Below are 5200 nucleotides of genomic sequence, written 5' to 3'. Positions count from 1 at the left end.
ATAATCGCCGCAGTGGTCCTTGTCCTGGGCGTTTTGGCGGTTGTTATTTCTCTGTCCCCCCGCAAGAAAATATCCATCCCTGAAATCGCGCTGGTCCTTACGCATGAAACAGTCAAAGTGAATTTCACCTTCGATCCCGCTAAAAAAGGCGTATATTACTTCGACCTGAATAAGGCCAATCTTGCCAGCTATAAATCGCTGGTGTTTTCCATCAAGAAATCAAATTACAGCGACAACATATCATTGCGCGTGGAATTCGCCAATATCTATAAGGAGAGGTCCGAACTATACGTCAAGGACATTTCCAGCAAGTGGCAGGAGTGCGTGTTAAAACTTCCGGATTTCAAGAATATCACGGATTGGACAGAGATGTCCCGTCTTTCGTTCATTATCGAAGAATGGAATTCGCAGGATAAAAAAGGCGCGATATACCTGGATAACGTAAGGCTTCTGAAGTAGGAGAGACTCCCCGTCCGTGAATACGGACTCGGAGTTAAATTTTCTCCGCCTGAGGCGGATCAAATTTAAGGAGGGTTTGAGCATGCGGATCATCGCGGTCGCTAATCAAAAAGGGGGATGCGGTAAAACAACTACGGCGGTAAATCTTGCCGCGGCTTTGGCCAGCAATAAAAAGAAGGTGTTGCTTATCGACCTTGACCCTCAGTCGCACGCGACCATGGGATTGAACGTCAATTCCGACATCAGCATTTATAACGTCCTTTCCAAGTTGACCCAGCGCAAAGCCGCGCTGTCGCAGATAGTGCGCAAGGTCGATGAGAATTTCGATATCGCTCCCTCGAGCGTTGTATTAAGCGCGCTGGAGCAGGAGCTTGCCGGAGAGATCGGCAGGGAGTCTAGGCTCTGGGAGGTCATCACCGATATGCGCGGCAATTACGACTACATTTTGATCGACTGCCCTCCTAATCTGGGCCTTTTGACCATAAACGCGGTCAGGGCTACCGATGAGATCATTATCCCGGTAGAGGCGAGCAGGTTCGCCATAGACGGGATCGGCCAGCTTTTGGACATAATCAACCTGGTCAAAGACCGCCTGAACCATAAGGTGGAGCATAATATCCTGGTGGTTAATTTCGATTCCCGGCTGCGCCATTCGTTCACCATGCTGGACAAGATCAAGAGCACTTTCCGCAAGAAGATATTCGACACCATCGTTCATGTCAATGTCCGGCTTAAGGAGGCGCAGAACAGCGGCACGCACATCCTGAATTTCGATAAATACTGCCGCGGGGCCAAGGATTATTTCAGCCTTTCGCGCGAGATCATCACTATACGCGAGAAAGCTGCCGGGGTAAAGGCCGCGGAACCGCAGGCTATGGCCGCGTTGGAAAAGAGGATGGAGGAAGTGCTTAAGGAAGAGCTTCCCAAATTCAAATTTACCGAGGTTAATCTCACATTGAGCGCCCCGGAGGCGAAACAGGTCCATGTCGCCGGCGATTTTAATGACTGGAAAGTCAGCGACGACAGCCTGATGAAGCGGGAGAACGGCAATTGGACCATAAAATTCAATCTGGTCCCCGGAAGGTACCGTTATCGTTTTGTAAAGGATGGGGAGTGGCTGGAGGATCCGAATAATCCCAAGCAGGCAAAAAATCCTTACGGCCAGTTGGATTCCCTTATCGAAGTATAGTTTTAGGTAGGGACGGTTTTGAAATTAAAGCAAAACTGTCACCGGCCCGGAAGTTGAAGGAGGCAGGAATGGCGGCAAAAAAGAAAAAGAAGGCCATAACGCCCAAAAAAAAGGTTTCAAAGAAGAAGGTGTTGAAGAGGAAACCGGTGAAGGCCTCTCGCAAGAAAACCGCGGTGAAGCCTAAGAAAGCGGCTGCGAAGAAAGCTGTTGTCCGCAGGCCTAAGCTCGCGGACAATGTCGTCGGCAGGATCACCCATTATTTCCCGAAGGTCAGGGCCGCGGTGATAAGATTGAAGGCCCCGTTATCACTGGGGGATGCGGTGCGGTTCAAAGGCCATACTACGGATTTTAAGCAGAATATCGTTTCTATGCAGATCGATCATTCCCCGATCACCCAGGGCAAAAAGGGCGATGAGATCGGGTTGTTGGTTAATTCACGGGTTAGACGGCACGACGTGGTCAGCAAGGTTTGAGCGGCAGTTCTACACCAAGCTTAATTGGAAAAGTTGGTGTTAAGATGGTAATTGACACCCGGCGCAATCGGCATATGCGCCGGTGTTAAGTTCGTACTTAAGGAGGAGCTTAATGAGGTTGTCAGATGTGCAAAAGAAGGCGCAAGTGATGAGCATTAGAGATACCTGGAAGTATTCTAAGAAGGATCTTATCAGGACCATACAGAAAAAAGAAGGCAATTACGATTGTTTCGGCACTTCTAAAGATTACTGCGATCAGGAAGATTGCTGTTGGAGAGAGGATTGCATAAAGTAATCCTTCGGGGGAATGTTTAAAAACGGGCAGGATTTTTGGCGATAGCTTTTATCCTGGGCCCGTTTTTTTGCTATATTGCGTTTTAACGGGGCAAAAATGAGAGATACGATAAAGAACCGGCATAAACTTTTCGGCACCGACGGGATAAGGGGAACTCCCGGGGTTTACCCTTTGACAGACGAGATGCTTTCGTTGATCGCGGATGCGCTGGCGCGTTATATCAAGAAAACAATGGGCTCAAGCCGCAAAAGGCCTAAGATCGTGATCGGCAAAGACACCCGGTTAAGCGGCGATAAGCTGGAAAAACTTTTGACCGAGAGCATAACCGGCCAGGGAGTGGATGTTTTGTCCGCAGGCACGATAACCACCCCGGGGCTGTCGTATTTTGTCAGGCAGTTGAAGGCCTCCTGCGGAGTGATGATCTCCGCCTCGCATAATAAGCCTACCGATAACGGGATCAAATTCTTTAACGCTAACGGCCATAAATTCTCACAGGCAGAAGAAGAAAAAGTGGAGGATGTGATCTGGGCCAGTATAACCGAGCCTGTGCTGGTTCCGCCGGGACCCGCTAAAAAAGGCAGGCTCGCCGTAGTTAAGAACGCGCAATCCCGTTATGCGAAATTCTTGCTGGCTTCGGTAAAAGGCCTGAAATTGAGAGGTATGACTGTGGCCCTTGATTGCGCCTGGGGCGCGGCAGCGCCTTTCGCTGCCGGGATATTCACTAAATTAGGCGCCCGGGTTTTCGCTATACACGATAAGCCGTCAGGCCATAATATAAATGAAGGCGGGGCGGTTAATCCCCAGATCCTCAAGGAACTGGTCCTGGAAAAGAAGGCTGACCTGGGCATTGCCGTGGATGGTGACGGCGACCGGGGGATCCTGGTGGATGAAAAAGGCCAGGTGCTGGACGGAGATTGCACTATCGCGGTGATCGCCCGCTACTTGAGCAAAAATAAACGCCTGGTTAAGAACACTGTAGTGGCCACTGTAATGAGCAATTACGGGCTGAAGGCGGCTTTGGATGAAAAAGGGATCAAGATCATCTGTACGGACGTAGGCGATAAATATGTATTAGAGGCGCTTCTAAAAGGCGGGTTTAATCTGGGCGGCGAACAATCCGGCCATATCATCTTCCGGGATTATCTTTGTACGCCTGACGGGCTTTTGACCGCGTTGCAGATGTTGCGGGTGATGCGGGATACGGCTGAGCCCTTAAGCCGGTTGCGCAGGTGCATCACTAAATACCCGCAGATACTGGTCAATGTTAAGGTCAGGGACAAGGTGCTGTTTTGCGATATCCCGGGGTTTGAGGATAAGCTGCGCGGTTTTACCGATAAATTAAAAGACGAAGGAAGGGTTCTTTTGCGTTATTCCGGGACCGAGGCGTTGGCCAGAGTAATGGTAGAAGGCCGCGATCGTCAGCTTATCGAGGATATCGCCGGCTCTCTTGCCGGGCATATTCGTAAGGCGATCGGTACTGAATAATCAGGGCGGGCGACTGACTTAGGCAGAGGCGAAGGTGGAGGAAAGCGGCTCTTATTAATATCAATGGAGTGTTGTGGTGGATAATTTTAGTGTGCTGAAAAAAAAGATAAATTCGCGGACCGCGAAAATAGCGGTTGTCGGCTTGGGGTATGTTGGTTTGCCGCTGGCGGTATATTTCGGCAAAAAAGGCTATTTCGTTTACGGGTTTGATACTGACCCTGCCCGGGTAAGGAAATTGGAGGGCGGGGAAAAATTCATTGTCGACGTTGATCCTAAGGATGTGCTGCGGTTGATCAAGTCTAAGAAATTCCGGCCTACGGTCGATGAGAATGTTTTAGGCCGGGCTGACGTTATTATTGTCTGCGTGCCCACGCCGCTGCGCAAGGTTACTCTGCCGGATATATCCTATGTCGTTTCGGCTGCCCGGACCATTAGAAAGCATTTGAGGAAGGGGCAGTTGGTTATTTTGGAAAGCACGTCTTACACGACTACTACCCGGGAGGTCGTCCTTCCTATATTGAAAGAGACCGGGCTGCGTTCGGAAAGAGATTTCTTCCTTTGTTTTTCCCCGGAACGGGTCAATCCCGGAGACAAGAAATTCCCCGTGGTTAATATTCCAAAGGCTGTGGGAGGTATATCTGAAAGATCCGCCCGGCTCGCATATGATCTTTATTCCAAGATAATGAAGAAGGTCTTTAAGGTTTCCAGCCCTGAAGTCGCCGAGACCTCTAAGCTTCTGGAGAACACGTTCCGGCTGGTTAATATCGCTTTGATCAATGAATTCGCCATTGTCTGCCATAAGCTGGGGATAAGCGTCTGGGAGGTCTTGGAATGCGCTAAGACCAAGCCTTTCGGATTTATGCCGTTCTATCCCGGGCCGGGAATAGGAGGGCACTGCATTCCCTGCGATCCGGTATTTCTTTCCTGGAAAGCGAAAAAACTGGGATTTAAGACTGAAATGATCGATCTGGCCTCTAAAATGAACCGTTTTATGCCCAAATATACGGTGGAGAGAGTCAAAGAAATGCTTAAAAAGCAGGGCAGGGGCCTGAAAAACGCCAATATCCTGGTTTTAGGCGCGGCTTACAAGAAAGACGTTAAGGATTTGCGGGAATCTCCCGCGTTGGATATTATTAAAGAATTGACTGAAGAAAAAGCCCGGGTCAGCTATTTTGACCCGTTTTTCCCGTATTTGAATATTGATGATATCAACCTGAAATGCGTTAAACTGGATAAAAAGACCTTATCTAAAGTTGATTGCGTGATCCTGATTACTGACCACACCGCTGTGAATTATGA

General features: G+C 49.3%; 6 protein-coding genes. All 6 read left to right on the top strand.

From position 1 onward, the window contains the following. On the top strand, positions 1–459 hold a 459-nt coding region (locus tag M0R35_07645; protein MCK9595530.1), incomplete at its 5' end, for a hypothetical protein. An 82-nt stretch (positions 460–541) separates the two neighbouring features. Then, complete coding sequence (locus tag M0R35_07640) at positions 542–1648, top strand: AAA family ATPase (GenBank protein ID MCK9595529.1); 1107 nt, start codon at positions 542–544, stop codon at positions 1646–1648. A gap of 68 nt (positions 1649–1716) precedes the next feature. Next, positions 1717–2121 carry a hypothetical protein gene (locus M0R35_07635; GenBank protein ID MCK9595528.1) on the top strand — a complete coding sequence of 135 codons (405 nt, stop codon included), beginning with the start codon at positions 1717–1719 and terminating at the stop codon, positions 2119–2121. Positions 2122–2233: 112 nt separating this feature from the next. Beyond that, positions 2234–2416 (top strand): SAP domain-containing protein, encoded by a 183-nt coding sequence (locus M0R35_07630; protein ID MCK9595527.1) that lies wholly within the window; start codon positions 2234–2236, stop codon positions 2414–2416. Positions 2417–2512: 96 nt separating this feature from the next. Beyond that, positions 2513–3901, top strand: a complete 1389-nt coding sequence (gene glmM / locus M0R35_07625) for a phosphoglucosamine mutase (GenBank protein ID MCK9595526.1) — start codon at positions 2513–2515, stop codon at positions 3899–3901. Positions 3902–3977: 76 nt separating this feature from the next. Continuing rightward, on the top strand, positions 3978–5200 hold a 1223-nt coding region (locus M0R35_07620; GenBank protein MCK9595525.1), incomplete at its 3' end, for a nucleotide sugar dehydrogenase.

The organism is Candidatus Omnitrophota bacterium, from assembly GCA_023227985.1.
GTDB lineage: Bacteria > Omnitrophota > Gorgyraeia > Gygaellales > Profunditerraquicolaceae > JALOCB01.
The sequence above is the reverse complement of the archived record's forward strand: the minus strand, read 5'-3'. Positions and strand labels throughout refer to the sequence as shown.

Excerpts from the sequence above, each read along its gene's own strand:
- glmM (MCK9595526.1), top strand. The coding sequence starts at position 2,513 with ATGAGAGATACGATAAAGAACCGGCATAAACTTTTCGGCACCGACGGG.
- M0R35_07630 (MCK9595527.1), top strand. The coding sequence starts at position 2,234 with ATGAGGTTGTCAGATGTGCAAAAGAAGGCGCAAGTGATGAGCATTAGA.
- M0R35_07640 (MCK9595529.1), top strand. The coding sequence starts at position 542 with ATGCGGATCATCGCGGTCGCTAATCAAAAAGGGGGATGCGGTAAAACA.
- M0R35_07635 (MCK9595528.1), top strand. The coding sequence starts at position 1,717 with ATGGCGGCAAAAAAGAAAAAGAAGGCCATAACGCCCAAAAAAAAGGTT.